The following is a 3,709-nucleotide window of genomic DNA, read 5'->3' as shown; positions in this document are numbered from 1 at the left end:
GGGCCCGGGCACGGGGGCACGCCTCCCGCGCCCGGGCCGGCCGACCCGCGTCCGCAGACGTGCACCACCTCCCGATGGAAAGAGCAGTGCCCATGGCCCGCGACCTCACCCCCGGCACCGGCATCCGCGGCGGCCGGCTGAGGGTGTACCTCGGCTCCGCGCCGGGGGTCGGCAAGACGTACCGGATGCTGGACGAGGCCCGGCGCAGACAGGAGCGCGGGGCCGACGTCGTGGTCGGGTACATCGAGTGCCACGGCAGACCGCACACCGAGGCCATGCTGGCGGGCCTGGAGGTCGTGCCCCGCGTCCACCGCGACTACCGGGACGCCGGGTTCGACGAGATGGACCTCGACGGCGTGCTCGCCCGCCGCCCGTCCGTCGTGCTGGTGGACGAGCTGGCGCACACCAACATCCCCGGCGGCCGGCACGCCAAGCGCTGGCAGGACGTCGAGGAACTGCTCGCCGCCGGGATCGACGTCGTCACCACCGTCAACATCCAGCACCTGGAATCGCTGAACGACGTCGTCCGGAAGATCACCGGCATCCCGCAGCGGGAGACCGTCCCGGACGAGGTGGTCCGCCGGGCCGACCAGATCGAACTCGTCGACATGGCCCCGCAGGCGCTGCGCCGCCGGATGGCCCACGGCAACGTCTACAAGGCGGAGAAGGTGGACGCCGCGCTCTCGAACTACTTCCGGGTCGGCAACCTCACCGCCCTGCGCGAACTCGCCCTGCTCTGGGTGGCCGGGCGGGTGGACGAGGGACTGCGCGACTACCGGGCCAGCCACAACATCGACCGGGTCTGGGAGACCCGCGAGCGGGTCGTGGTCGCCCTCACCGGCGGCCCCGAGGGCGAGACCCTGATCCGTCGCGCCGCCCGGATCGCCGACCGTACGGCCGGCGGCGAACTGCTGGCCGTCCACGTCTCCCGCAGCGACGGCCTGGCCGGCGCCTCCTCCGGCGCCCTCGCCCAGCAGCGGCAGCTGGTGGAGACCCTCGGCGGCAGCTACCACGTGGTGGTCGGCGACGACGTCCCGACCGCGCTGCTCACCTTCGCCCGCGCCCACCACGCCACCCAGCTGGTGCTCGGCACCAGCCGCCGCGGCCGGATCAACCGCTTCCTCACCGGCCCCGGCACCGGGCAGACCACCGTGGACGACTCCGAGGACATCGACGTCCACATGGTCACCCACGAGTTCACCGGCCGCGGCCGGCTGCCCTCGCTCGGCCGCCGCCACTCCCGGCGCCGCACCATCGCCGGCTACCTGGCCGGCCTGGCGGTGCCCTGGCTGCTCACCGTCCTGCTCTCGCAGGCGGACCACAGCATCAACCTGACCACCGACGCGCTGATCTTCCAGCTCGGCGTGGTGATCGTCGCCCTGCTCGGCGGCGCGGTGTCGGCCCTGCTGGCCTCGGTCGTCGCCTCGGTGCTGCTCAACTACTACTTCATTCCGCCGGTCCACAGCCTGACCATCGGCGAGACCAACAACATCGTCGCCCTGGTGGTCTTCGCCGCGATCGCGCTCACCGTCTCCACCGTGGTCGACCACGCCGGCCGGCTCACCAGCCGGGCCGCCCGCGCCACCGCCGAGGCCGAGACCCTCTCCACCCTGGCCGGCAGCGTGCTGCGCGGCGCCGACGCGCTGCCCGCCCTGCTGGAGAAGTCCCGGACGGCCTTCGGCATGCGGGCCGTCGCGCTGCTCTCCCGGGGCGACGGCGAGGTGCTCGCGCACAGCGAGGGGGACCACCAGGGGGACGGGGAGGGGCCGCACGAGACCGCCGAGGTCCCGGTCGGCGCGGACGCCCTCCTGGTGCTCACCGGCCGCCGGCTGCCCGCCGCCGACCAGCGGGTGCTGACCGCCTTCGCCGCCCACGTCGCCGCCGCGCTGGAGCGGGACCGGCTGGCCGTGGTCGCCGCCGAGGTCGAGCCGATCAAGGCCGCCGACCGGATGCGCACCGCCCTGCTCGCCGCCGTCAGCCACGACCTGCGCACCCCGCTGGCCGCCGCCCGCGCCTCGGTCGGCTCGCTGCGCAGCCCCGATGTCGAGTTCTCGCCCGAGGACCAGGCCGAACTCCTCGCCACCGCCGACGAGTCGCTGGTCAAGCTCACCCGGCTGGTCGACAACCTGCTCGACATGAGCCGCCTCCAGGCCGGCGCGCTCACCCTGCACCTCACCGAGACCCACCTCGACGAGATCCTGCCCCGGGCGCTCGACAGCCTCCCCGACCCGTACGCGCCGGTGCAGCCGCTCGACCTGGACACCGCCCCGCCGGTGCTCGCCGACCCGCCGCTGCTGGAGCGGGTGCTCGCCAACGTGATCACCAACGCGCTGCGGTACAACGCCCCCGGCGCGCCCGTCCTGGTCACCGCCAGCCACCACGCCGACCAGGTGGAGATCCGGGTGATCGACCGCGGCCCCGGCATCGCCCCCGAGGACCGGGACCGGGTCTTCCTGCCCTTCCAGCGCCTCGGCGACACCGACAACACCACCGGCGTCGGCCTCGGCCTCGCCCTCTCCCGCGGCCTCGCCGAGGCGATGGGCGGCAGCCTGGAGGTCGAGGACACCCCGGGCGGCGGCACCACCATGCTGCTCACCCTGCCCGCCGCCACCACCGCGCCCAGCACCACCGAGCCTGGAGACTCCGGGGAGGAACCTCCACATGAGTGAACGAAGTGAACGAACCATCGAAAGGTGCGTGTCTCGCGAAGCGACTGCCGAGCGAAGCGAGGCGGGCGCATGAGTGAGATTCTGGTCGTCGACGACGAGCCCGCCCTCCTGCGTACCCTGCGGATCAACCTCAGCGCCCGGCACTACGCCGTCCGCACCGCCGCCAGCGGCGGGGAGGCGCTGGACCGCGCCGCGCACAGCGCCCCGGACGCCGTCCTGCTCGACCTCGGCCTGCCCGACCTCGACGGCATGGACGTGCTGCGCGGCCTGCGCACCCACAGCGCGGTGCCGATCATCGTGCTCTCCGGCCGGACGGACGCCGCCGACAAGGTGGGCGCCCTGGACGCGGGCGCCGACGACTACCTCACCAAGCCGTTCCTGATGGACGAGCTGCTGGCCCGGCTGCGCGCCGTGCTGCGCCGGCCGCTGGGCGACGTGCCGCTGGGCCGGCCGGTGATCGGCGACCACACCGTGGACCTCGCGGCCACCGCGGTGCACGGCCCGAACGGCCCGGTCCGGCTCACCCCGACCGAGTGGCGCATCCTCGCCCTGCTGCTCGCCAACCCGGGCCGGCTGGTGCCCGGGAGGCAGATCCTGCGCGAGGTGTGGGGTCCGGCCCAGGAGGGGCGCGGCAACTATCTGCGGGTCTACTTCGCGGGGCTGCGCCGCAAGTTGGAGCGCGATCCGGCCCGGCCGCGGCACCTGGTCACCGAGCCGGGGATCGGGTACCGGTACGTGCCGTGACGGACCGGCGCACCGGTGCCGGCGCGCCCCCGTCAACGAGCCGTCAAGAGCGGCCCGGTGGGCGACAGGGGGGCGTCAAGGCCGCTCGGCGGCGGTGTTCCGCGGGCGTAGTGTCGGTGTCGAACGAGCGGCCCCTGCTCCGTGTGGGGGAGGTCCGGGGCCGCTCCAGCCGCCGCCCGAGGCGGCCAGCAGGTGGGGGAGGGGCGGGGGGGCCCCCAGCCCCCCCCCCCCCGCACCCCCCCGGGCCACACCGCCCACACCCGCGGAGATAAAAAAAAAAAAACCCCCCACACACA

The 3,709-nt window shown here is 74.5% G+C and carries 2 protein-coding genes; both read left to right on the top strand.

Features of this window, described 5'->3' with window-relative positions:
* Window positions 1–92: 92 nt before the first annotated feature.
* Window positions 93–2,669, top strand: a complete 2,577-nt coding sequence (locus tag ACFU7Z_RS37615) for a sensor histidine kinase KdpD (RefSeq protein WP_053112080.1) — start codon at window positions 93–95, stop codon at window positions 2,667–2,669.
* Window positions 2,670–2,738: 69 nt separating this feature from the next.
* The gene (locus ACFU7Z_RS37610; RefSeq protein WP_049652081.1) at window positions 2,739–3,413 is read left to right on the top strand and encodes a response regulator; all 675 of its coding nucleotides are present in this window, start codon (window positions 2,739–2,741) and stop codon (window positions 3,411–3,413) included.
* Window positions 3,414–3,709: the final 296 nt, after the last annotated feature.

Origin of the sequence: Kitasatospora sp. NPDC057518 (assembly GCF_042802075.1) — a bacterium.
Taxonomy (GTDB): domain Bacteria; phylum Actinomycetota; class Actinomycetes; order Streptomycetales; family Streptomycetaceae; genus Kitasatospora.
This window is presented reverse-complemented; position numbering and strand designations above follow the sequence as displayed.

Bases quoted from the DNA above. Each gene is read 5' to 3' on its own strand.
- ACFU7Z_RS37615 (WP_053112080.1), top strand. From the start codon at position 93: ATGGCCCGCGACCTCACCCCCGGCACCGGCATCCGCGGCGGCCGGCTG.
- ACFU7Z_RS37610 (WP_049652081.1), top strand. From the start codon at position 2,739: ATGAGTGAGATTCTGGTCGTCGACGACGAGCCCGCCCTCCTGCGTACC.